The organism is Streptomyces telluris, from assembly GCF_024519335.1.
GTDB lineage: Bacteria > Actinomycetota > Actinomycetes > Streptomycetales > Streptomycetaceae > Streptomyces > Streptomyces telluris.
Window position 1 is genome coordinate 143,014 of record NZ_JANIID010000005.1, and the last position, 23,128, is coordinate 166,141.

Annotated in this window: 14 protein-coding genes and 1 pseudogene; 12 read left to right on the top strand and 3 right to left on the bottom strand. The window is 73.1% G+C overall.

From position 1 onward, the window contains the following. Positions 1–117 precede the first annotated feature (117 nt). The 7 genes and pseudogenes from NQU55_RS08240 (at position 118) to NQU55_RS08270 (ending at position 6,226) form a co-directional block, all read left to right on the top strand. Positions 118–1,212: a helix-turn-helix domain-containing protein gene (locus NQU55_RS08240; RefSeq protein ID WP_168094230.1), complete on the top strand. Its 1,095-nt coding sequence runs from the start codon at positions 118–120 to the stop codon at positions 1,210–1,212. 15 nt (positions 1,213–1,227) lie between these two features. Continuing rightward, the gene (locus NQU55_RS08245) at positions 1,228–1,899 is read left to right on the top strand and encodes a YdcF family protein (RefSeq protein ID WP_256790164.1); all 672 of its coding nucleotides are present in this window, start codon (positions 1,228–1,230) and stop codon (positions 1,897–1,899) included. Further along, positions 1,841–2,089: a WbqC family protein gene (locus NQU55_RS08250; protein WP_256790165.1), complete on the top strand. Its 249-nt coding sequence runs from the start codon at positions 1,841–1,843 to the stop codon at positions 2,087–2,089. Before NQU55_RS08245 ends, NQU55_RS08250 begins: the two co-directional genes overlap by 59 nt. Beyond that, a pseudogene (locus NQU55_RS08255) lies at positions 2,076–2,231 on the top strand (WbqC family protein); the annotation flags it as partial. The gene NQU55_RS08250 and the pseudogene NQU55_RS08255, both read left to right, overlap by 14 nt. Before the next feature lie 319 nt (positions 2,232–2,550). Further along, positions 2,551–2,841, top strand: a complete 291-nt coding sequence (locus NQU55_RS08260; protein WP_168094235.1) for an SHOCT domain-containing protein — start codon at positions 2,551–2,553, stop codon at positions 2,839–2,841. Beyond that, positions 2,838–3,647, top strand: a complete 810-nt coding sequence (locus NQU55_RS08265; RefSeq protein WP_168094234.1) for an ABC transporter ATP-binding protein — start codon at positions 2,838–2,840, stop codon at positions 3,645–3,647. The genes NQU55_RS08260 and NQU55_RS08265 overlap by 4 nt, the downstream gene beginning before the upstream one ends. Continuing rightward, the gene (locus tag NQU55_RS08270) at positions 3,644–6,226 is read left to right on the top strand and encodes an ABC transporter permease (RefSeq protein ID WP_168094229.1); all 2,583 of its coding nucleotides are present in this window, start codon (positions 3,644–3,646) and stop codon (positions 6,224–6,226) included. The genes NQU55_RS08265 and NQU55_RS08270 overlap by 4 nt, the downstream gene beginning before the upstream one ends. A gap of 38 nt (positions 6,227–6,264) precedes the next feature. Here the strand turns inward: NQU55_RS08270 and NQU55_RS08275 are convergent, their stop codons facing one another. Together NQU55_RS08275 and NQU55_RS08280 are read right to left on the bottom strand one after the other, a co-directional pair. Then, a complete protein-coding gene (locus NQU55_RS08275; RefSeq protein WP_168094228.1) occupies positions 6,265–6,831 on the bottom strand; it encodes an ATP-binding protein in 567 nt (188 codons plus the stop codon). Positions 6,832–7,028: 197 nt separating this feature from the next. After that, positions 7,029–7,361, bottom strand: coding sequence for a hypothetical protein (locus NQU55_RS08280; RefSeq protein WP_168094227.1), 333 nt, complete (start codon positions 7,359–7,361; stop codon positions 7,029–7,031). 113 nt (positions 7,362–7,474) lie between these two features. Here NQU55_RS08280 and cds1 point away from each other — a divergent pair, with 113 nt between their 5' ends. After that, entirely contained in the window at positions 7,475–8,674 is a 1,200-nt protein-coding gene (cds1, locus tag NQU55_RS08285) for an L-cysteine desulfhydrase Cds1 (RefSeq protein ID WP_372504655.1), read from the top strand. A gap of 151 nt (positions 8,675–8,825) precedes the next feature. Here the strand turns inward: cds1 and NQU55_RS08290 are convergent, their stop codons facing one another. Further along, positions 8,826–10,100, bottom strand: a complete 1,275-nt coding sequence (locus NQU55_RS08290) for a hypothetical protein (protein WP_168095797.1) — start codon at positions 10,098–10,100, stop codon at positions 8,826–8,828. A 189-nt stretch (positions 10,101–10,289) separates the two neighbouring features. Between NQU55_RS08290 and NQU55_RS08295 the strand changes: the two genes are divergently transcribed. The 4 genes from NQU55_RS08295 to NQU55_RS08310 all read left to right on the top strand — a co-directional run bounded on the left by NQU55_RS08295 (position 10,290) and on the right by NQU55_RS08310 (position 23,122). Then, positions 10,290–11,480: a NucA/NucB deoxyribonuclease domain-containing protein gene (locus tag NQU55_RS08295; protein ID WP_168095796.1), complete on the top strand. Its 1,191-nt coding sequence runs from the start codon at positions 10,290–10,292 to the stop codon at positions 11,478–11,480. Between the two features lie 157 nt (positions 11,481–11,637). Next, the gene (locus NQU55_RS08300) at positions 11,638–12,087 is read left to right on the top strand and encodes a cytochrome P450 family protein (RefSeq protein ID WP_168095795.1); all 450 of its coding nucleotides are present in this window, start codon (positions 11,638–11,640) and stop codon (positions 12,085–12,087) included. A gap of 223 nt (positions 12,088–12,310) precedes the next feature. After that, positions 12,311–21,856 (top strand): SDR family NAD(P)-dependent oxidoreductase, encoded by a 9,546-nt coding sequence (locus NQU55_RS08305; RefSeq protein WP_372504662.1) that lies wholly within the window; start codon positions 12,311–12,313, stop codon positions 21,854–21,856. 3 nt (positions 21,857–21,859) lie between these two features. Further along, the gene (locus NQU55_RS08310) at positions 21,860–23,122 is read left to right on the top strand and encodes a cytochrome P450 (RefSeq protein WP_168092137.1); all 1,263 of its coding nucleotides are present in this window, start codon (positions 21,860–21,862) and stop codon (positions 23,120–23,122) included. Positions 23,123–23,128 lie beyond the last annotated feature (6 nt).

The window sequence follows — 23,128 nt, forward strand, 5'->3', positions numbered from 1 at the left end:
GGAAGCGTCCTCTCTGGCGGGCGGCGACGAAATGACGCGGTGTAGCACTTGCGTGGCACTTCCGTCCCCCCGCATACGTGTGCCGTGCTTGCATGAGCTCTCGGAAGGGAGCGACGCGTGGCGACCGTGCACCACTGGACCGGCCTGGAAGCCAGGGTCCTGCGTCTCGCCCTGCGGATGAGCGTCCGCGCGTTCGCCCAGCACCTCGGCGTCGCGGTGAGGACCGTCTCCAAGTGGGAGAAACTGCTGGCCGCGACCGGGCCCCGCCCGGACACTCAGGCGATCTTGGACACCGCTCTCGCCCGTGCGGACGCGGCGGTGCATCTGCGGTTCGAGACGTTCCTCTCCGAGGCCGGCGGGCCGCCCGCGAACACCCTCCGCGTCACCTCGGCAGGTCCCCGGGCCTGGGAGTACGAATCGTGGACCGACGATCTGGATCGGGTCGTCGTCGCTTTGAGCCGCCAGAACTTCGCGTTCGCCGACCACCTGCTGGGCCGGTGGCTGAATCGCTTCCGGCCGCCGGAGCTGGACGACAAGGGCCTGTATCTCCTTGCCCGCTCGACCGCCCTCATGGGCGACCTTAGGCGCGACCAGGGGGCAGTGGTCGGGCCGCTGTCGGCCCAGCACACGTATGCCGGGGCCCGCTCGATCTTCAGCCGGCTCGACATCCCCCGCCGCGTCGCCCAGCTCGACCTCTCCCTGGCCGTCGTCGCTGAGATGTCCGGCCGCCTGGAGACCGCCGCCCGCCACTACGAACACCTGGCCGTCGATGACCGGCTCGCCCGCCGCGACCGCGCAAGGGCCCGCCTGTGGGTGGGGACCGCGCTGAGCAAGGAAGGCGAGCACGACTATGCGGGGCGCGTCATGCTCGCCGCGACCCGCGACTTCGAAGAACTCGGCGAGCCGGACGACTGGTCCGTCGCCCACCAGAAACTCGCCCTCGCCCATCGGGGCGTCGGCGACCTGAGCAAAGCCCTGCACTTCATCGGCATCGCCCGCAGCACCGGAGTGACCGACTCCCCGATGCAGCGGGTGCGGCTGGGCACCGCCCACGGACACATCCTGCTGTCCGACCCTGCCACCCGGGATGATGGCCTGACAGCCCTCGATCAGGCTGCGAAGCTGGCGGCCCAATACGGCATGAGCCACCAGCTGACCAGCATCGAGAGCATCCGGAAGACCGCGGGGGCGGACAGCCCCTGGCGGCGGTGACCAGGAGAGACGCCAGTGACGACGGACATCCAGCGGGCCATCACCGACGACCAGCGCCGGCGGGCCAAGCTGATCTGGAATTACCACCAGATGGGCCACGAGCTCCGGTCCGTGGACGCCGCGATCGGCCTGGGCAGCCACGACCTGGGAGTCCCCGCTTTCTGCGCCGAGCTGCATCGATCCGGGCTGTTCCCCACCCTCGTTTTCTCCGGCGGCCCCAACCCCACTCGCCCGGGCCGCTTCCCCCGGGGCGAGGCCGTGCACTTCCGCGAGCATGCGCTCGCCCTTGGCGTCCCGGATGAAGCGGTTCTGCTGGAGCCCCAAGCCAGGAACACCGGCCAGAACATCACTTTTTCCCGCGACGTCCTGGCCGCCGCCGGGATCGCCGTGAAGACAGTGCTGCTGGTCGCCATGCCGTATATGGAGCGACGCGCGTTCGCTACTGCCCGCAAGGTCTGGCCCGAGGTGGAGGTGGTCTGCGCCTCGGCGTCACTGGAGTTCGACGACTACTTGAAGACGATCGGCGACGAGAAGCTCGTGGTCGACCAGCTCGTCGGTGATCTGCAGCGGGTAATCGAGTATCCGAAGCTCGGCTTCGCCATCGAGCAGGACGTCCCGGAGGACGTGCATGCCGCATACGAATCTCTCCTTGAGGACGGCTTCGACAGCCGTCTGCTCAACACCTGACCCGCCGCCGGGCGGGCTGTGTGCCATCCTCCAGCCCAACTTCTTCCCCCGGCTCTCGACGCTGGCCACGTTGTTCGCGGCGGATTACTGGATCGTCCTGGACGACGTCCAGTTCACCCGCCGCGACTACCAGCACCGGACCCGCCTCGCTGCCTGGACAACCCGACTGACCGCGGATGGCTGTCCATAAGGCGGCCGTCGCCGAAGTGTCCGCCCGGGCCCTGCTGGACCTTCTCGGCCGGCAAGGCCGCATCCTCAGCAACAGCGGCCTTCCGGCCCGGCCGGGATGCTCGCAGCGGCTGGCCGACCTGACTGCTGCCGCCGGCGCCCGCACCTATCTGTCCGGGACCGGCGGCAGGCAATACCTCCAGCCGGACCCCTTCACCGCCAGGGCATCGCCATCACACCCTGTCGGCAGCGACGCACGGACTCTGTCCGCCACCCCGCTTCGGCACCCAGAACACGGCAGCCGACCATGGCGTTCCCTTCCCCGATGGCCTTCAGGAGTACGCACACCACCCCCGCGTACTCCCCCCGCGGCAGCCGGACGGCAGCCGCCCGTAGGACGATCCGCGGGCCCCCGGCGGCGAGGCTCGGTGGTGGGCGACGACCCGTCGCCGGCAACCGCCACCACCGAGGAGCCGATCCCTCATGAACACCCTCGCCCACGCCCTGGCCCACGGCGGCCCGGGCCCCTGGATCCTCTTCTTCCCCCTCGTCTGGGCCGCCGTCGTCATCGGCGTCGTCACCGTCCTGCGCCGCACCGTCTGGCGCGGCGGACGCGCCCCCTGGCACCATCGGCAGGCGCGCGCCGAGCACTCGCCGCTGACCGTCCTCGGCCGCCGCTTCGCCGCCGGGGAGATCGACGAGGACGAGTACTGGCGGCGCGTGTCCGTCCTGGAGGAGCACTTCGGCACGCCCGGCAAGCGCGGTGCGGCATGAGCGCCCCGCGCCCCGCGCCCGTCGCACAGGCCCCCGCCGCGCGCGTGGTCGACGCCGTCAAGGTCTACGGCGGCACCGCGCGCGGCGCCGGCACCGCCGTCACCGCCCTCGACGGAGTGAGCGTCGACTTCCCGGCCGGCCGCTTCACCGCCATCATGGGCCCCTCCGGCTCCGGGAAATCGACCCTCATGCACTGCGCCGCGGGGCTCGACACCCTCACCTCCGGCTCGGCGTTCATCGGTGACACCGAGCTGGGGGGCCTGGACGACCGCCGTCTGACGCTGCTGCGCCGCGAGCGGATCGGCTTCGTCTTCCAGGCCTTCAACCTCGTGCCGACCCTCACCGTCGCCGAGAACATCTCGCTGCCCCAGGACCTCGCGGGCAGGCGCGGCGACCGCGGCGACGAGCAGTGGACCGACGCCCTCGTCGACGTCGTCGGCCTCCGCGACCGGCTGCACCACCGGCCGGGCGAACTCTCCGGCGGCCAGCAGCAGCGCGTCGCCGTCGCCCGCGCCCTCGCCGGCCGCCCCGACGTCGTCTTCGCCGACGAGCCCACCGGCAACCTCGACTCCCGCTCCGGCGAGGAGGTGCTGAACCTGCTCGGCCGCGCCGTGCGCACCATGGGCCGCACGGTCGTCATGGTCACCCACGACCCGGTCGCCGCCGCGCACGCCGACGACGTCGTCTTCCTCGCCGACGGCAGGCTCGTCGGCCACTTGAGCGACCCCACGGCGGACGGCGTCCTCGACCGGCTCAAGAGCCTGGACCGGCGGGGCGCCCCCGGGCGCGCGGAGGTGCCGTCATGAGCACCGGCACCGCACCCCCGCGCCTGAGCGGCCTCGCCGCCGCCCTGCGCCTGAGCGCCGCCTCCCTGCGCACGCACAAGAGGCGCTTCGCGGGCACGTTCCTCGCCGCCCTGCTCGGCGTGGGCTTCCTCAGCGGGACCCTCGTCATGAGCGACACCCTGCGCGGATCCTTCGGCACGCTCTTCGCCGACGCCGCGGCGGACACGGACGCGGTCGTCCGCAGCGCCGACGTCGTCACCGCGCCCGACGCGGGCCAGGGCACCCGGCGCACCGTGCCCACCGGCCTCGCCTCGTCCCTGCAGAAGGTCCCCGGCGTCGCCGCCGCCGTGCCCGAGATCCAGGGCGCCGGGCAGCTCGTCGGGCGCGACGGGAAGCCCGTGGGCGGCCAGGGCCCGCCCACCCTGGCGGGCAACTGGATCGACGACCCGCACCTCAACCCCTACCGGCTCGCCGCCGGACGCGCGCCCGCCGCCCCCGGGGAGGCCGTCGTCAACCGCGGCGCCGCCGAGGACGGGGGCCTGCACATCGGCGACCGCACCGTCCTGCGCACCCCGGACCCCCTCACCATCACCGTCGTCGGCATCGCGACGGCGGGCGGCGAGGGCGGCCTCGGCCGGACCACGTACACCGGCCTGACCCGCGCCGACGCGGAGAAGTACCTGACCCCGCAGCCGGGCCGGGCCACCGCGGTCCGCGTCCGCGCGGCCGAAGGCGTGGACGGGCGGCAGCTCGTCGAGCGCCTGAAGCCCGTACTCCCCGCGGGAGTCGAGGCCGTCACCGGACAGGAGTGGGCCGACGAGAACAAGGACGCCGTCTCCGGCACGTTCCTGTCGCTGTTCACGACCCTGCTGCTCGTGTTCGCCGGAATCGCCCTGCTGGTGGCCACGTTCAGCATCCACAACACCTTCGCCGTCGTCGTCGCCCAGCGCACGCGCGACAACGCCCTCCTGCGGGCGATCGGCGCCTCGCGCGGGCAGATCCTCGCCGCCACCCTGGCCGAGGCCGCCGCCGTGGGAGCGGCCGCCTCAGCGGCCGGGCTCCTGTGCGGCATCGGCATCGCCGCCGGGCTCCAGGCGCTCTTCCCCGCCGTGGGATTCCCGTTCCCGCAGGGCGGCCTGGTGATCAGCGCGCTCTCCCTGCTGCTGCCGCCCGCCACCGGCCTGCTGGTCTGCCTCGGCTCGGCACTGCTGCCCGCCGTACGGGCCGGGCGCACGGCACCCCTGGCCGCGCTCCGGGAGGCCGCCGTCGACGACTCCGCGGCCTCCCGCGGCCGCGCGCTCGCCGGGGCGGGGCTGCTCCTCGCCGGAGTCGCCCTGACCGCGACCGGCGCTGCGGGAGCACCCTCCGTCCTGCTCACCGGGACCGGCGCCGTGGTGGTCCTCGCGGCGTTCGTGGCCCTCGGGCCCGTCCTGTCCTCCGTCGCGGTCCGCGCGCTGGGCGCTCCGCTCGTGCGGCTGCGCGGGCTCACCGGGGCGCTCGCGCGCCGCAACGCCCTGCGCAGCCCCCGGCGTACCGCGGCCACGGCCATGGCCCTCGTACTGGGAGTCGCCGTCGTCACTCTCTTCACCGTCTTCGCCGCGTCGTTGAAGGCGACGACGGACCGGGCGGTCGGCCGCGCCTTCGCCGGGGACGTCGCCGTCAGCGCCCCGGCGCTGGGCGCGGGCGGCAGCGGGCTCAGCCCGCGGCTCGCGCCCGCCCTCGCCCGGCTGCCCGAGGTGAGCACCGCGCTGGGCCTCGGCAAGGGCGTCGCCGTCGTGGACGGAGGCGGCCGGCAGGTCACGGTCGCCGACCCCGCGGGCCTCACCGCCGTGCTCGACCTCGGGCCGGTGGACGGGGCGCCGGGCGCCCTCGGCGCCGACGGTCTCGCGGTCTCGCGGGACGAGGCGGACAAGCGCGGCTGGACGGTGGGCAGCACCACCGAAGTCGCCTTCGTCGACGGGCAGAAGCAGCGCTTCACCGTCCGGGCGGTCTACGGGGAGCGCAGCCTGGCCGGCGACTACGTCCTCTCCCGCGAGGCGTGGAGCCCGCACCGGGGCCAGGACGCCGACCGGGTCGTCGCCGTCGCGTTCAAGGAGGGCGTCTCCACCGCCGCCGGCAAGGCCGCCGTGGAGAAGGCGTCCGCCGCGTACGGCAGTCCGGAGGTCCGGACCCGCGCCGAGTACGCGGCCTCCTCGGCGCAGCGCGTCGACACGATGCTCACTCTCGTCTACGCCCTGCTGGCCCTTGCAGTGGTCATCGCCCTGCTCGGCATCGCCAACACCCTGACCCTCGCGGTCCGCGAACGCACCCGCGAGCTGGGCCTGCTGCGGGCGGTGGGGCAGACCCGCGGGCAACTGCGCGCGATGGTGCGCTGGGAGTCGGTGCTGGTCGCCGCGTTCGGCACGGCCGGCGGCCTGGTGCTCGGCGCCTTCCTCGGCTGGGCCCTCGTACGGGCCACGGGCACCGCCGCCTTCTCCGTGCCGGCGCCGCGCCTGGCGGTGGTCGCCCTGGTGGGGTCGGCCGCCGGCGCGCTGGCGGGCCTGCGGCCCGCCCGGCGGGCGGCGCGCCTGGACGTGCTGCGCGCCGTCGCGGCGGAGTGAGCGCCGCGCACCCGCCCGGGGTGGGGACCCCCGTCCGGTCAGCCGGGAACGGCGGAGCGGACGGGGGAGCGGTCGAGCACCGCGGCCGGCCTGCGGGCGGCGGCGGGCTCGTCGAACGCGGGCTCCTCCAGCGGCGGGAGGGCCGGGACGGGCTGTTCGAAGGTGACCGTCGTGCGGTCGTCCCGGGTCTGCCGGCCGGCGGCGGACGGGTCGGGGACGGGCAGCGAGAACCAGACGACCTTGCCGCCGTCGTGGCGCTCCTGCACGCCCCAGCTGTCGCTGACGGCCGCGATCAGGGCGAGACCGCGGCCGTGGGTGCTGCCGGCGTCCAAGTCCGCGACGCGGGGCAGCCGCGGGTCGTGGTCGCGGACCGAGACGGTGAGCCGGTCCAGTACGAGGTCGATCTCGACCGTGCAGCGTTTGTCCGGTTCGGCGTGCTGGTGAACGTTGGTCAGGAGTTCGGTGACACAGAGCGCCGCGGGGTCGATGAGCGGATCGAGATTCCAGTACCGCAGTTGCGCAGATACGATTCTGCGGACCTGGCCGATCCGCGGTGGAAGAGCCTGGAGCTCTACGGTGCAGTGCTTGTTCGGTCGGCTGATCACGGCTGCGACTCCCTGGAAGAAGTAGGGCTAGCCTGATGCAGAAGGGCGTTCTGGCACGCGCTGGGGCCGGGCCGGCGGAGACGGCTGCCGAGCCGGGCGGCGGCTGATGTCCAGAGCGTAGCCGCCGGTGAACCCTCAGTGATGCTGGTACGAATCAAGGGTCGACTCCCACAGCCGGAAGCGCAACTTCTGCACCCTCAGCCCCTGGCGTCACCATGGCGTCCGGAGCGGACGGCCTCCAGAAACCGCCGGACGGCGGCCTCCCCCGACGCCTCCTCCGCTGCGTCCTCCGATCGGCCCAGGGTGAGCAGGTAGCGCGTGCCGTTCACGGTCGCCCGGGCGCGGTCCCGGCCGGAGAACCACGGCTTGCTCGCGTGGACCGACCCCAGGGGGGCGCTGTCGATCTCCCGGCCGTAGCTGGTGAGCAGCTCCAGCCTGCCGTCCCTGATCTTGACCTGGCCCGCCCGGGTGAGCGAGCGAAGGGACCGCTCGATCCGCACCCCGGTCGCAGTGAACTCCGGCTCCGACACGCCAACCGCCTCCCCGGCCGATTCGTGTGCTCGTGCGCAGTCTGCCTGTGAGGCGGCTCACGCACCAGTGCCCATTTATGATCGAAAGGTCCGAGTGCTCCGCATGGGCCCGGATGAACGGGAGGAGCGGCGTGAACGGCACCGTGGACCCGGGGGACGCGGACGGGGCGGCCACCGGCCCGCGCCCGGCCGCCTCCGCAGCAGGCCCCGCCCCCACCCCCACCCTGGACGTCGACCGCAGCGACCCGGCCCACCGCGCCTGGCTCGCCGAAGCGGTCCGCAAGGTCCAGGCCGACGCGAACCGTTCGGCCGACACCCACCTGCTGCGCTTCCCCCTGCCCGAGGAATGGGGCATCGACCTCTACCTCAAGGACGAGTCCACCCACCCCACCGGAAGCCTCAAACACCGCCTCGCCCGCTCGCTCTTCCTGCACGGGCTCTGCAACGGCTGGATCCGCCCCGAAGCCCCCGTCGTCGAGGCGTCCAGCGGCTCCACGGCGGTCTCCGAAGCCTATTTCGCCGGCCTGATCGGCGTGCCGTTCGTCGCCGTCATGCCCCGCACCACCAGCCGGGAGAAGGCCCGGCTCATCGAGTTCCACGGCGGCCGGTGCCACTTCGTGGACGACCCCCGCACGATGTACGCGGAGGCCGCCCTGCTCGCCGAGCGCTCCGGCGGCCACTACATGGACCAGTTCACCTACGCCGAACGGGCCACCGACTGGCGCGGCAACAACAACATCGCGGAATCGGTCTACAGCCAGCTGAGCCGCGAACGCCACCCCGTACCCGCCTGGATCGTCGCCACCGCGGGCACCGGCGGCACCTCCGCGACCATCGCCCGCTACGTGCGCTACATGCGGCACGACACCCGCATCTGCGTCGCCGACCCCGAGTACTCCTGCTTCTTCGAGGGCTGGAAGAACCACGACCCCACGGTGACCGGCGAGCGCGGCTCGCGGATCGAGGGCATCGGCCGGCCGCGCATGGAACCCAGCTTCATGCCGGGCGTGATCGACCGGATGATGAAGGTCCCGGACGCCGCGAGCATCGCCGCCGTCCGCGCCCTGGAGCGGGCCATCGGCCGCAGGGCGGGCGGCTCCACCGGCACGGGGCTGTGGAGCGCCCTCAAAATCGTCGCCGAGATGGCCGGCGACGGCTCCAAGGGCAGCGTCGTCACCCTCCTGTGCGACCCGGGGGAGCGCTACCTCGACACGTACTACTCCGACACCTGGCTCGCCGGACAGGGCCTGGACATCGGGCCGTACGCCGCCGCCATCGACACGTTCCTGGCCACGGGGCACTGGCCGGCCTGACACCGCCCGTGTCGTCCAGCATGCGACAGGGGACGTGCGGCCACGGGCACCGGCCCCAAGGCAGGGCTCGGGGCGGAGACGCGGAAGGCCCCGCACGGAACCGGGGGGCCGGAGGTTCACGTGCGGGGCCGCACTCACCGGGAGGGGGCTGTCAGACGGCGATCAGGGTGTACGTGCCCGTACCGTCCTGCCTGCCGCTGGAGTACTGGCGGATCAGCTCCCCGTCCGCGTACCGGTCGTGGCCCAGCATGGAGCCGGTGTACTTGTTCTGCAGGCCGACCTTCGAGCTGCCGGGTACGTCGCGGTAGATGTAGAACCGCTGAAGGTCGTCCTCCCCGCAGTTGGCGGTCGTCAGGTAGGCCTGCTCCCGGTTGGCGATGTCCGCCGGGATGGTCGCGCATCCGCCGTTGCCCCAGTTCCACAGGGACGCCTCGATGACCCCGTTGCGCTCCGTCACATTGCACAGCCGCCAGTTGTCCAGGTGGGCGCTGGTCCAGTTGGATTCGCGCAGGCGGATGCCGTCGTTGGCCAGGAGCGGTGCGCTCCAGTTCAGGGGCTTGCCGGGGACGTGGATCCTGTAGACGGGGTTTTGGCAGGTAAGGGCGGCCCGCGTGGCGGGGGCCCGGCTCCCCGTGGCCCTCACGCTCTTCTCGGCCTTGGCGGCTTTCTCGGCTTCGTGCCGGGCCTTGTCGGCCTTCGCCGAGGGGACCGGCCCGGCCGGGTGCTTCGCGGTGGCGGTGGCGGAGCCGCAGTCGAGGAGGTCCTGTGCCTTGCGCATGATGCTGCTGGCCGGGACGGTGTCCTCGCAGCGCACCGCGCCTTCTTCGAGGGCGGTGTAGGTGGTGTAGCTGCCGGTGTCGGCCCCCTCGATCCACTTCAGCGCCCAACCGCCGTCGCCCTGCTGGACGCGGTTGCAGTTGAGGCTGCCGTACGTGCCGGTGACCTTCTTGGTGCCCTTGTAGAGGCCGTAATAGCCGGGATTGCGGAAGTTCCATGTGACGGACGTCGACGTGCTGCTGGTGGAGGTGTAGTTCACCTGCACGTTCAGGCCCAGGCTCGCGCCGACTTGGCCGAGGGTCTCGACGGCGAAGCCGCCTTCGATGTTGCCGGTGACGCCGACGGACACCGAGATGGTCGTCTGGACGCTGGTGGTGACGGACTGGGTGCCGGTCGAGCCGTTGGTGACGTACCAGCCTTTGAAGTGGGTGATCGTCGGGGCCACTTCGGAGGTCTTGATGAACGGGTGCCGTTTGCCGAGGTCGGCCGCCGTGCAGGCGCCACCGGCCTCGGCCTGGGCGGCGGTCGTGGTGGTGGCGGGTGCGGCGGCGGCCGGTGAGACGGCAAGTCCCACGGTGGCTACAGCGGCCGAGGCGGCACAGACCACGAGTGTTCTGCCTATGTGGCCGGCGGGTCTTGTGGGGCGCATCGTTGCCCTTTCCCCTGGTTGTTTGTGTTCAGTCAACGGGTGAACGTAGCGGCCACGGGAGTGGTGGTGTGAGCGCGCAACGGGTCAAAAGCGATCGTGGAGGGGCTAATTCCGCCCCTGTGCGGGCGGGCGCCGGACCGGTTCGATCCCTGGTGGCCCCGTACACCACCGATCGAGGGGAACCATCCTGTGAAACGCCTCAGACACCTGCTCGCCACCGTGGCCGCACTCGCCCTCACCGCGACCCTCCTCGCCGTGGGCGGCTCACCGGCCGCCGCCGCACCTGCCGAGGCCGCTCCCAAGGGCCACGGCACATGCAAGGCCACCGCCGCGGGCTGGACTTGTACCAAGGCGGTGCCGATGGCCGCGCCTGCCGCCATGACCGCGCCCGGCGCGTGGGAGGCCTCGGATGGTCCGTGCAAGAACGGCCGGGACTCCGACCGGCACAACTACTGCTGGGGCGAGAAGATCACGACCCGGGGCTTCGACAGCAAAGGCAATGAGACAGGCCGCGCCGTCATCCACGCCTTGAGTTTCGCCCGCCTGAGCTCCTCCAAAGCGGAGTGGACGGAGAACATCGCCGTCAAGGCCACCGAGATGGAGGGTAAGGCGAAGACCGTGACGATGGATCTGTCCGCCACCTGCAGCGGCCTGTGCACCGTGACCTCACAGGCCTGGGGCGGCGCGCCCGTCGAGCTGAAGCTGGGCGATGAGGAGATCGGGCACCTGTCCTTCACCTCCGCTGTCGCCAAGGACGCTCATACGCTGATCACCCCCACCTACACATCATTCGGGGGGATCCTTGAGATACCCGGCGTCGCGAACCCGGTGACCTGGAACAACAACCGCGAGCTGCGCTGTGATGCGGAGGTCGGCGGCTACCCCGGCTGCATCGTGATGGGACACCTGGCCAACGTGACCATCCGCGAATCCGCCTATGGGGCTGCCGCCATCGCCTACGCGTGGGCGCAGAGCAACCTCAGCGGCAACAACTTCGGTACCCCGACGAGGCCGTTGCTCCGCAATGCCGGCGGGGACAAGGAGGCGGACAAGAAGCGCCGACAGTCGTGCACGGCGGCCCCGCTACCGTTCAAGCCGGACCCCAGTGTCACGGACGACTCCTGTGACGAGTTTCCCTTCGCCAGAGCTGTGCAGGGCGGCACGAACGGCTCCAAGTGCACGGAGATCATCCCCAGGAAGACCGCCGGGGTGTGGCGCGTCGATGTCGTACGGGACAGCCCCGACGGTAAGAACGCGCCGTGTATCCGGGCCCATGTGCCCCTGAAAGACAACACGGGAGCGGGCGGTGAACTCGGCCGGGCCGTCGTCTCGGACCGCATACTCGAGTTCGAGTGGTACGAGGTGATCATCGCCCCCTAGGTGGCGGGCCTCCCTCCCCGGGCACCCGGGGAGGCCATTCCGGCGAGGTGGACAGCGGACGGACGGTTGATTCCGAGCTCAACGAAATTCTAGGGAAATTCGGGTATCACCAGCCATACGGTCGTCCTTGACTTCCGAAAGAGTCGAGGTGGTGACCATGCACGACCAGAGACCGCTGCGAGCCGCGACCTGGCCGATGTCCCGGACCTGCCCGTTCTCCCCGCCACCGGACTACGCCGGCCTGCGCGAGCACCCCGGCCTGCCCGGGCTGACGGGCCCGAGCGGACGCACCGTGTTCGTCGCCGCACGCCACGAGGACGTCCGCGCGGTGCTCGGCGACGCCCGGTTCAGCTCCGACCGCGCCAGCGGTGGCGAGGGCCGCCGGGCCACGGTCGAACTGTGCGTACTCCTGGTCGCCGCGGGCCTGGAGACCACCGCCACGATGGCCGCGCTCGGGGTCCTTACTCTCCTCGAACACCCCGGCCAGCTCGCCCTCATCACCGCCGTCCGGCGCATCCCCACGCTCCGCCTGGCCACGCCACGCGACGAACTGCGCTTCGTCAACGGCTCCGCGTTCTCGGTCTCGGCACTCCCGGTCACCTGGTGACGGAGACGAAAAGCGCCGGCCGTCCGTCATGCGCTTACCGAGTTGCGGGAGAGACGGTTCGTTTTGTGGCGGTCAATTCAGGCAGGGGGTGTGGAACCGCGCCGCGTTTTTCCGGATGAAGAGCTTGCGGTGATGATGATTCAGAGCGGCGCCACTGACCGAACTTGTGGCCTGCGGTTTTGGCTGGATGGTCGCGAGTCCGGTGAATGATTTTGCGTCCATGGTGGCCGATAAAGTCCAAACTTCTCTGGGAGGGCACCGGATGCCGGGCGAACCGATTGCGATTGTGGGAATGGCGTGCCGCTACCCGGGCGGAATAACCGCCCCGGAAGGGCTCTGGCAGGTGGCCAGGGACGGGATCGACGCGATCGGCGAGTTACCGGAGGACCGGGGCTGGGACCTGGCGGCCCTCTACGATCCCGATCCGGACCGGTCCGGTACCTCCTACGTCCGGCACGGCGGCTTCCTCTACGACGCCGGCCATTTCGACGCCGAGTTCTTCGGGCTCTCCGCCCGCGAGGCGTTGACCACCGATCCGCAGCAGCGCCTCCTGCTCACGACGGCGTGGGAGGCCCTGGAGAACGCGGCCATCGATCCCACCTCGCTGCGGGGCAGCCGCACGGCCGTGTTCGCCGGCTCGATGATGCACGACTACGCGCCCCGGGTGCACACCGTCCCGGACGGGCTGGAGGGGTACCTGATCACCGGGAACACCTCCAGCGTGGCGTCCGGCCGAGTGGCCTACGTGCTCGGCCTCAACGGCCCCGCGGTCACGGTGGACACCGGCTGCTCCTCGTCGTTGGTGACCACTCATCTCGCGGTGCAGTCGCTGCGTCTCGGCGAGTGCGACCTGGCCCTGTCCGGCGGGGTGACGGTGATGGCGACCCCGGAGATGTTCGTGGAGTTCTCGCGGCTGCGGGGCCTCGCCCCGGACGGCCGGTGCAAGCCGTTCTCCATGACGGCGGACGGCACGGCCTGGTCCGAGGGCGTCGGAATGCTCGTGCTGGAAAGGCTCTCCGACGCCCTGCGCCATGGGCACACCGTGCACGCGCTGGTGCGCGGCACCGCGGTCAACTCGGACGGGGCCTCCAACGGGCTCTCCGCACCCAGCGGGCCGGCTCAGGAACGGGTGCTGCGGGCGGCGCTGGCCGACGCCGGACTGTCCGAGGCGGATGTCGACGCGGTGGAGGCGCACGGCACGGGCACCATGCTCGGCGACCCGATCGAGGCACGGGCGCTGCTGGCGGTGCACGGCCCGCAGCGGACGCGCTCGCTGCTGATGGGGGCGGTCAAGTCGAACATCGGGCACACGCAGGCCGCCGCCGGGGTGGCGGGCGTCCTGAAGATGGTGCACGCCATGCGCGACGGCGTGCTGCCGCGCATCCTGCACCTGACCGAGCCCAGCCCGCACGTGGACTGGGAGTCCGGCAGGGTCACCCCGCTCGCGGAGAACACGCCGTGGCCCGAGACCGGACGCCCGCGCCGGGCCGGCGTGTCCTCGTTCGGCATCAGCGGCACCAATGCCCATGTGATCCTGGAACAGGCGCCGGAACCCGCGCCCGCCGCGGCACCGCGACCGGCGTCCGCAGTGCCGCTGCTGCTGTCCGCACGGTCGGCGGAGGCGCTGCGGGAGCAGGCCGGCCGGCTGGCCGAGCGGCTCCGCCCGGACCGGGTCGGCCTGCTGGACGCCGGATTCACGCTGGCGACCGGCCGGGCCGGGTTCGAGCACCGGGCCGCCGTCGTCGGCCGGGACCGGGACGCGTTGGTGCACGGACTGGAAGCGCTCGCCGAGGGCGGTTCGGCACCGGGCACGGTCCTCGGGTCACCCTGCCGGGACACCGGTCCGGTGCTGTTGTTCCCCGGCCAGGGCACGCAGTGGACCGGGATGGCCATGGGACTGCTGGAGTCCAGCCCGGTCTTCGCCGGGCACATGGCGGCCTGTCAGGACGCGATGGCGCCGTACGTGGACTGGAACCTGAGCGACGTGCTCACCGACGAGGACGCGCTGCTCCGGGTGGACGTGGTGCAGCCCGTGCTGTGGGCGGTCATGGTGTCGCTGGCCGGACTCTGGCGGGCACACGGGGTGCGCCCGGCCGCGGTGGTGGGCCACTCCCAGGGCGAGATCGCGGCCGCGACCGTGGCCGGCGCGCTGTCCCTGGACGACGGGGCGCGGATCGTCACGCTGCGCAGCCGGGCCTTGCGGGCGCTCTCCGGTACGGGCCGGATGCTGTCGGTGGGGCTGCCGAGAGCGGCGGTCGAAGAGGCGATGGCCCGCTGGGGCGAGGACCTCTCGGTGGCCGCGGTCAACGGGCCGCGCTCGACGGTGGTCTCGGGCGCCGTCGAGGCGGTCGAACAGTTCGCCGCCGCACTGGTCGCCGAGGACGTACGGGCGACCCTGTTGCCGGTGGACTACGCCTCGCATTCGGCGCAGGTCGAACTGCTGCGTGCGGAGCTGAGCGAACTGCTGGCGCCGGTGACTCCGATGGCGGCCGAGGTTCCCTTCCACTCGACCGTGACCGGTGGTCCGGTGGACACCACCGGGCTGGACGCGGACTACTGGTACCGCAACCTGCGCGCCACGGTCGAGTTCGAGGCGACGGTGCGCGGGCTGGTCGCCGCCGGGCACACCACGTTCCTGGAGTCGAGCCCGCATCCGGTGCTCGCCGGCGGCGTGCGGCAGATCCTCGGGGACTACGAGGAGGACCACGGCGGGGGCGGCGTGGTGCTGGAGACCCTGAAACGGGACGACGGTGGTGCCGACCGCTTCCTGCTGGCGGTGGCCGAGGCGGCCGTCCACGGTGTGGACGTGCACTGGAACGGGCTGTTCGACGGCGCCCGGAGTGTGGAGCTGCCGACCTATCCGTTCCGCGAGGAGCGGTACTGGATGCTGCCGACCGCCGCCTCCGGGCCCGTCGCCGGGCATCCGATGCTGGACTCGGTGGTCCAGCTCGCCGGCGGTGGCCTGGTCGCCACCTGCCGGCTCTCCCTCACCCGGCACCCCTGGCTGGCAGAGCACGGGGTGCGCGGCACCGTGCTGCTGCCCGGGGCCGCGTTCGTCGAGCTGGCCCTGCACGCGGGTGAGCGGGCGGGGCTGCCGGTGCTGGACGAGCTGGTGCTGGAGAGCCCGCTGGTGCTGCCCGAGCGGGGCGAGACCGAGTTGCAGATCGCGATCGGCGAGACGGATCCGGGCACGCTGGCGATGTACGCCCGGTCCGCGCCGGACGCGCCGTGGACCCGGTGCGCGACCGGGACGCTCCGGGCCGCGCAGTCCGGCGGCGAGACCTTGACGGAGTGGCCGCCGGCCGGTGCCGAGGAGATCGACCTCGACGGCGAGTACGCACAGCTCGACGAGCGGGGTTACGAGTACGGGCCGGCCTTCCAGGGGTTGCGGCGGGCCTGGCGGCTCGGTGCGGAGCTGTGGGCCGAGGTCGAGCTGCCGGTCGATCCCGGGCGGTTCGGCCTGCACCCGGCCCTGCTCGACGCCGCCTTGCACCCGCTGCTGCTGGATGCGGGGGACGCGCCGGTGAGGTTGCCGTTCTCCTGGAGCGGGGTCGTACTCCATGCGGTCGGGGCCACGGCATTGCGGGTGCGGCTGACTCCGCAGGGCAACGACTCGTTCGCCGTGGCGCTCGCCGACGCGGCGGGGGAAGCGGTGGCCACGATCGGCGCGCTCGCGCTCCGGCCCGTGGGGCCTGTGCGGCCGGGGACGGCGGGCGTGGACCGGGCGCTGCACCGGCTGGACTGGGTGCCGGTCGCGGGGCGGCCCGCCCCGGCGATCGCGGACGCGCCGGTCGTGGACGTGGCCGGGCCCGAGGAAGCACTGGCGCGGGTCCGCGAGTTCTTGGACACCGACGACGAGGAGGCGACGGGCGGGCCCCTGGTCGTGCGGACCCGTGGTGCGGTCGCGATCGCCCCGGAGGACGACCAGGACCCCGACGCCGCGGCGGTCTGGGGCTTGGTCCGCACGGCACGCACCGAACATCCCGGCCGGTTCGTGCTGGTCGACCTGGACCGCCCCGGCGACCCCGAGGACGCCGGCTCCGCCCTGGAGCTGGCGTTGGGCACCGGTGAGCCGGAGATCGCCGTCCGGGGCGGGCAGGCGTTCGCGCCGCGGCTGGCTCGGGTGACGCGGACGGGGGACCGGCCCGCCCTCGCCGGTGGCACGGTGTTGATCACCGGCGGGACCGGCGTACTCGGCCGGGAGCTGGCCCGGCACCTGGTCACCGAGCACGGGGTGCGGCACCTGGTGCTGGCGGGACGGCGGGGCGGCGCGGCGCTCGAATCCGGTCTCGAGGACCTGACCGGCACCGCCGAGATCACGGTCGTGGCGTGCGACGTCGCCGATCGGGCCGCCCTCGCCGAACTGCTGGCGGCGATCCCCGCGCACCGCCCGCTGACCGCGGTGATCCACGCCGCCGGGGTGCTGGACGACGGCACGGTGCGCTCCCTCACCGCCGAACGGCTGAACGCGGTGCTGCGACCGAAGGTCGAGGGTGCGCGCAACCTGCACGAACTGACCCGACACCTCGACCTGGCCGCGTTCGTGCTGTTCTCCTCCGTAGCCGGTGTCCTCGGCACGCCGGGGCAGGCGAATTACGCGGCCGCCAACGCGTGGCTGGACGGGCTGGCGCAGCACCGCCGTTCGCGGGGACTGCCCGCTTCGTCGATGGCGTGGGGACTGTGGGCGCAGGACACCGGCATGACCGGGCGGCTGGGCGACACCGACCGGGCCCGGCTGCGGCGGACCGGGCTCGTGCCGATGTCCCGCGAACACGGGCTCGCACTGTTCGACGCGGCGCTGGGCGCCGACCTGGCGTGCACCGTGCCCGCCCGTTTCGACCTGGCCAACGTGCGTGCGGCAGGCCCGGAGCGGGCGCCGGTGTGGGCCGGGCTGCTCGGCGTCCGGCGGAGCGCGGCCCGGCCGGCCGCCGTGGCCGCGGCGCCCGTGTACGTCTCCGGTGGCGAGCGGTCGGTGCTCGACCTCGTGCTGGCCACGGTGGGCTCCGTGCTCGGCGTGGAGCGCCGGGTGGACCCGGCGCGGGCGTTCCGCGACATCGGCTTCGACTCGCTGTCCGGGGTGGAGCTGCGTAACCGGCTCACCGCCGCGACCGGGGTGCGGCTCCCCGCGACCGCGGTGTTCGACCACCCCACCCCCACGGCCCTGGCCGGGTACCTGTCCGGGCAGATCCCCGGCGCGGTACCCGGCGGCCGGGCACCGGTTGCCGGGCCCGGCCCGCACGAGACGGACGACCCGGTGGTGCTGGTCGGCGCGAGCTGCCGCCTTCCCGGCGGGGTGTCCACCATGGACGAGCTGTGGGAGTTGCTGGCCGCCGGGCGGGACGCGATCACCGAGTTCCCGGAAGACCGCGGCTGGAACCCGGACGAGGTCTACCACCCGGAGCCGGGCCGTGGCGGGCGCAGCTACGTGCGGCACGGCGGCTTCCTGGACGGGATCGCCGAGTTCGACAACGAATTCTTCGGCGTCGCCCCGGCCGAGGCGGTCTCGATGGACCCGCAGCAGCGCATCCTGCTGGAACTGGCCTGGCACGCGCTGGAAGACGCCGGGATCGACCCGACCGCGTTGCGGGGCAGCCGCACCGGTGTCTACCTCGGGCTGATGGGCAACGACTATGCGCGCCGCGCGCACCGGACGCCCGAGGACCTCACCGGCGACGTTTCGATCGGCAACGCGGGCAGCGTCGCGTCGGGGCGGCTGGCCTACACGTTCGGTTTCCACGGCCCGGCGATCACGGTGGACACGGCGTGTTCCTCCGCGCTGGTGGCGATGCACCAGGCCGCGCAGGCGCTGCGGGCCGGTGAGTGCACGGTCGCGCTGGCGGGTGGCATCACGGTGCTCACCACGCCGACGCTGTTCGTGGAGTTCTCCCAGGTGGGGGTGCTCGCCCCGGACGGCCGGTGCAAACCGTTCGACGCGGCCGCGGAGGGCACCGCGTGGAGCGAGGGCGCCGGCCTGCTGGTGATGGAGCGGCTTTCCACCGCGCGCGAACGGGGCCACCGGGTGCTCGCCGTGCTGCGCGGCTCGGCACTCAACTCCGACGGCGCGTCCAACGGGCTGACCGCGCCGAACGGTTCGGCCCAGCAGCGGGTGATCCGCGACGCGCTGGCCGTCGCGGGCCTGGCACCCGGCGAGGTGGACGCGGTGGAGGCGCACGGCACCGGAACACCGCTCGGCGACCCGATCGAGGCCACCGCGCTGCTGGCGACCTACGGGCAGGACCGGGAGCGTCCCGTGCTGGTCGGGTCCGCGAAGTCCAACCTCGGGCACACCCAGGCCGCGGCGGGCGTGGCGGGTGTGCTCAAGATGGTGCTGGCCATGCGGCACGGCCGGTTGCCCGCGACCCTGCACTTGAATGCCCCGAGCCCGCACGTGAACTGGGACGACGGTGCGGTGCGGCTGCTGGACGAGCCGGTGGACTGGCCGCGCGTGGACCGTCCGCGCCGGGCGGCGGTGTCCTCGTTCAGCCTCAGCGGCACCAACGCGCACGTGATCCTGGAGGAGCCCGAGCCCGAGCCCGGACCGGAGCCGGCGACCGCCGCGGCTCCGCCGCTGATCCCGTGGGTGCTCTCCGCGGCCACCCCGGAGGCGCTGCCCGCGCAGGCCGGGGCCCTGCTCCGGCGGCTGGCCGACGAGGACGGGAACGGCTCGCCGTCCGCGCTGGACGTGGCGTACTCGCTGGCCACCACGCGGGCCCGGCTGCGTGCCCGCACCGTCGTGCTCGGCACGGACACCGGCGAGCTGACCGCCGCGCTGCGAGCCGGGACCGGCATGACCGGAGTGGCGGCCGACGGCGCGACCGCGTTCCTCTTCCCCGGCCAGGGCGTGCAGTACGCGGGCATGGCCACGTCGCTCCGGGACCGGGTGCCGGTGTTCGCTGCGGCCCTCCAGGAGATCGCCGCCGAGCTGGACCCGCTGCTGGACCGGCCGCTCGCCGAGATCCTCCGGGACGGACCCGGTGAACGCACCGACCATGCGCAGGCCGCGGTGTTCGCGGTTCAGGTGGCGGTGTTCCGGCTGCTCACCACGTTGGGGGTGCGGCCGGACGCGGTGGCCGGGCACTCGGTCGGCGAACTCGCCGCGGCGCACGCCGCGGGCGTGTTCTCGCTGGCCGACGCTTGCGCACTGGTGGCCGCCCGCGGGCGGCTGATGCGCGAACTCGGCGGCGAGGGCGTGATGGTGGCGGTCCAGGTACCGGAAGCCGACGTGCCGGAACTGCTGCGCGGCTACGAGGACCGGGTGGCGCTGGCCGCGGTGAACGGGCCCGCCTCGGTGGTGCTCGCCGGGGACGCGGACGCGGTGGGGGAGATCTCGCAGCGGGTGGGCCACGTGCACCGCCTGGCGGTGCGGCACGCGTTCCACTCCCACCACATGGACCCGGTTCTGGACCCCTTCCGGGAGGCGCTGGCCGGAGTGGAGTTCCGGACACCGGTGATTCCGCTCGTGTCCTCGGTGACCGGCGCACGGGTCACCGAAGAGCTTCGTGACCCGGAGTACTGGGTCCGGCATGCGCGGGAACCGGTGCGCTTCCACGACTGCCTGCGCGCTCTGGACGCGGCGGGCACCAGCACCTACCTGGAGCTGGGACCGGGCGCGACGCTCAGCGCGCTCGGCCAGGAGGCGCTGGGCGGGGACGGTTTCCTGCCGGTGCTACGGCAGGACGCCGACGAGGTGCACGGCCTGCTGACGGCGTTGGCGACCGCGTACACCCGTGGGGTGGACGTGGACTGGGCGGCCTGGTGCGCGGGCGGGCGGGCGGTGCCACTGCCCGGCTACGCGTTCACCCGGCAGCGGTTCTGGCTGCCCGACGACGACGGGGTCCCCGCCGACCCTCTGCTGCACGGTGTCGAGTGGCAGCTGCTGCCCGACCCCGGCCCGGTCGCCGACGCGCCGGGGCCGTGGCTGGTGGTGGCCCCGCCGGGCGTGGACTGGGACCGGCTCACCGAGGACGTGGCGGGCGCGCTGGGCGAAGGGACCCGTATCGTGCGCGGCGACGCCGTGGACGGCGAGCACTGGGACCGGCTGCTGCCCGACCTGCCGGGCGGCGGCATCGTGTCCCTCCTGGCGATGGCCGGGGGCCCGGACACGCCGCGGGTGCCGACCGGCCTGGCCGCCACCCTGGCGCTGCTGCGGGCGCTGCTGTCCAGAGGTGCGGACACGCCCCTGTGGTCGGTCACCAGCGGCGCCGTGCGGGCCGACACGGCGGACACCGTGCCGAATCCGGAGCAGGCCGCCGTGTGCGGGCTGGCCCGGGTCGCGGGCATGGAAGCGCCCCGGCTGCACGGCGGCCTGGTGGACCTGCCGCTGCGACCGGCCGCGGAGGACCTGGCCGCGCTGCCCGCCGCGCTGGCTGCCGGAGACGAGATCGCGATCCGGGGCGGGCGGCTGCACGCCAGGCGACTGGTCCCGGTGCCCCGCACCGAACCCGCCGTGACGGAGCCCGTCGGCACCGTGCTGATCACCGGGGGACTGGGCGGCATCGGCGCGCACGTCGCCCGCCGGCTGGCGGCCCGGGGCGCGGACCGCCTGCTGCTGGTCGGCCGCCGGGGCGTGGACACCCCTGGCGCGACGGAACTGCGCGCCGAACTCACCGCGCTGGGCGTGGAGGTCGACATCGCGGGTTGCGACGTGGCGGATCGCGAGGCGCTGGCCGGGCTGCTCGCCGGGCGGTCGCTCACCGGTGTGGTGCACGCCGCCGGGGTGCTTGACGACGGGGTGCTGGAGGCGCTGTCCGAGGACCGGCTGGCGCGTGTGTTCGCGGCGAAGGCGGACGGCGCGCGGTTCCTGCACGAGCTGACCGCCGGCCATCCGCTGCGCTTCTTCGTGCTGTGCTCCTCGCTGGCCGGCACCGCAGGTTCGCCGGGGCAGGGCAACTACGCCGCGGCCAACGCCGTCGTGGAGGCGCTGGCAGCCCATCGACAGGCCGGCGGGCTGCCCGCGACGAGCCTGGCCTGGGGCCCCTGGCTGGACACCGGGATGACCACGTCCTGGCCCGTCGGCTCGCGGTCGGACAGCGGCGCCACGCCGATGCCCGCCGACCGGGCGCTGGACGCGCTGGAGCGGGCACTGTCCGGCGGTGCGGCGGAGTACGTGGTCGGTGCCGTGGACTGGCCGCGGTTCGCCGCCGAACGGCCGGGGCGCCTGTGCTCCGGACTGCCGGGTGTGGGCGCGGACACCGGGCCCGAACCCGCGAGCGCGTTGCGGGAACGGCTGGCGGCCACCGCGCCGCAGCGGCGGTCGTCGGTGCTGCTGGAGCTGGTCACTGCCCGGGTCGCCGACGTTTCGGGCCGGCCGGCCGGAGACCTGGACGCGCACCGGCCGTTCCGGGAGCTGGGCCTGGACTCGCTGGCCGGGGTCCGGCTGCGCAACCTGCTCGGCGCGGACACCGGAGTGCCGCTGGCGGCCTCCACGGTCTACGACCACCCCACCGCCGCCGCGCTGGCCCGGTACCTCGGCGACGCGCTCGGTGTCGACGAGGGCGACCCGGACGAGCGGGTCGTGCTGGACCGCCTGAGGGAGCTGGAGGCGGCCCTGCTCCGGCGGCCTGCGTCCGTACCCGTCCCCGAGGTGATCACTACGACACTGCGGCGACTGCTGCGCAGCCAGGAAGAGGGCTCCGCCGGTGAGCAGGCCGCGGTGCCCGACCTGAGCGACGCCACGGACGACGAGATGTTCACGCTGATCGACGGAGTGCTCGACGACGCGATATCGGACACCGGTCGCACTGCCGGCCGTGTCACGGAGAGGAGCTAGCCCATGTCGGTGCCAAGCCGCCCACCGGTCACCGCGCTTGACAACCCGCTGCACGCCCTGCTCGACCGGGAGGTGCTCGCGAACCCCTACCCGTTGTTCGAGCGGTGGCGGGAGCAAGGTCCGATGTGGACGTCGGACGGCTCCCTGCTGCTGAGCGACCACGCCGGCTGCATGGCGGTGCTCAAGAGCCACACGACCATGGGCAGTGACACCTTCAACGCGCCGGGGATGCGGGAACTCTTCGGCGACCGCGGCGACGAGCCGGTGCTCAACTCGATCTTCTTCATGGACGATCCCGGACACGGGCGGCAGCGGAACCTGGTCAGCAAGGCGTTCACGCCACGGATCACCGCGCGCTTCGAGCCGTGGATTCGCGAGATCGTGGACGAACTGCTCCGCGACTGCCTGGCCGACGGCGAGTTCGACGGCGTGCAGGACCTGGCCGCGGTGCTCTCGCTGCGGGTCATCGCGACCCTCCTGGGCATCCCGGGCGAGGACATCCCGATGCTGCGGGAGTGGTCCAGCGACATGGCGCTGTCCACGGAGCTGCCCACGCTGGTGGCCAGCTTCCACTCCACCGCGATGTTCGACCGCGAGGAACTCGTCCGCATCATCCGCACCACCACCGAACTGCACGCCTACTTCGCGGACCTCATCCACAAGCGCCGCCGCAACCCCGGCGAGGACCTCATCTCCAGCCTGCTCTCCACGCAGGAGGACGGGCGCGGGCTGAGCCGGCGTGAGGTGACGAACGTCGTGGTGACCGTGTTCACCGCGGCCCACGAGTCCACCACCAACCTGATCACCAACGGCCTGCTCGCGATGTCACGCCACCCGGAGCAGTTCCAGCTGCTCCGGCAGGACCCGGCGATCGTCGGCGACGTGGTCAGCGAGGCGCTGCGCTACGACTGCCCGATCATGCTGACCGGCCGTGTCGCGCTGCGGTCCGACCGGATCAACGGCATCGACATCCCCGAGGGCTCGGTGGTCACCCTCGTCCTCGCGTCCGGCAACCGGGACGAGCGGGTGCACCCGAGGGCGGGTCAGTTCATCGCGGACCGGAAGCCCGCCGCGATGAACCTCGCCTTCGGCGCCGGCGCGCACTACTGCCTCGGCAGCAGCCTGGCCCGGCTGGAGGCGGAGATCGTGTTCGGTGAGCTGGCTCGCCGGCTGCGCGGCTTCCACGTGCACGAGGACTCACTGAGCTATCGCAGGCACGTGGTCGTCCGCGGCCTCGACACCGAACGCATCACCTTCCAACTCTGACCAGCC

Excerpts from the sequence above, each read along its gene's own strand:
- NQU55_RS08250 (WP_256790165.1), top strand. The coding sequence starts at position 1,841 with ATGCCGCATACGAATCTCTCCTTGAGGACGGCTTCGACAGCCGTCTGC.
- NQU55_RS08260 (WP_168094235.1), top strand. The coding sequence starts at position 2,551 with ATGAACACCCTCGCCCACGCCCTGGCCCACGGCGGCCCGGGCCCCTGG.
- NQU55_RS08265 (WP_168094234.1), top strand. The coding sequence starts at position 2,838 with ATGAGCGCCCCGCGCCCCGCGCCCGTCGCACAGGCCCCCGCCGCGCGC.
- NQU55_RS08270 (WP_168094229.1), top strand. The coding sequence starts at position 3,644 with ATGAGCACCGGCACCGCACCCCCGCGCCTGAGCGGCCTCGCCGCCGCC.
- cds1 (WP_372504655.1), top strand. The coding sequence starts at position 7,475 with ATGAACGGGAGGAGCGGCGTGAACGGCACCGTGGACCCGGGGGACGCG.
- NQU55_RS08290 (WP_168095797.1), bottom strand. The coding sequence starts at position 10,100 with ATGCGCCCCACAAGACCCGCCGGCCACATAGGCAGAACACTCGTGGTC.
- NQU55_RS08300 (WP_168095795.1), top strand. The coding sequence starts at position 11,638 with ATGCACGACCAGAGACCGCTGCGAGCCGCGACCTGGCCGATGTCCCGG.
- NQU55_RS08310 (WP_168092137.1), top strand. The coding sequence starts at position 21,860 with ATGTCGGTGCCAAGCCGCCCACCGGTCACCGCGCTTGACAACCCGCTG.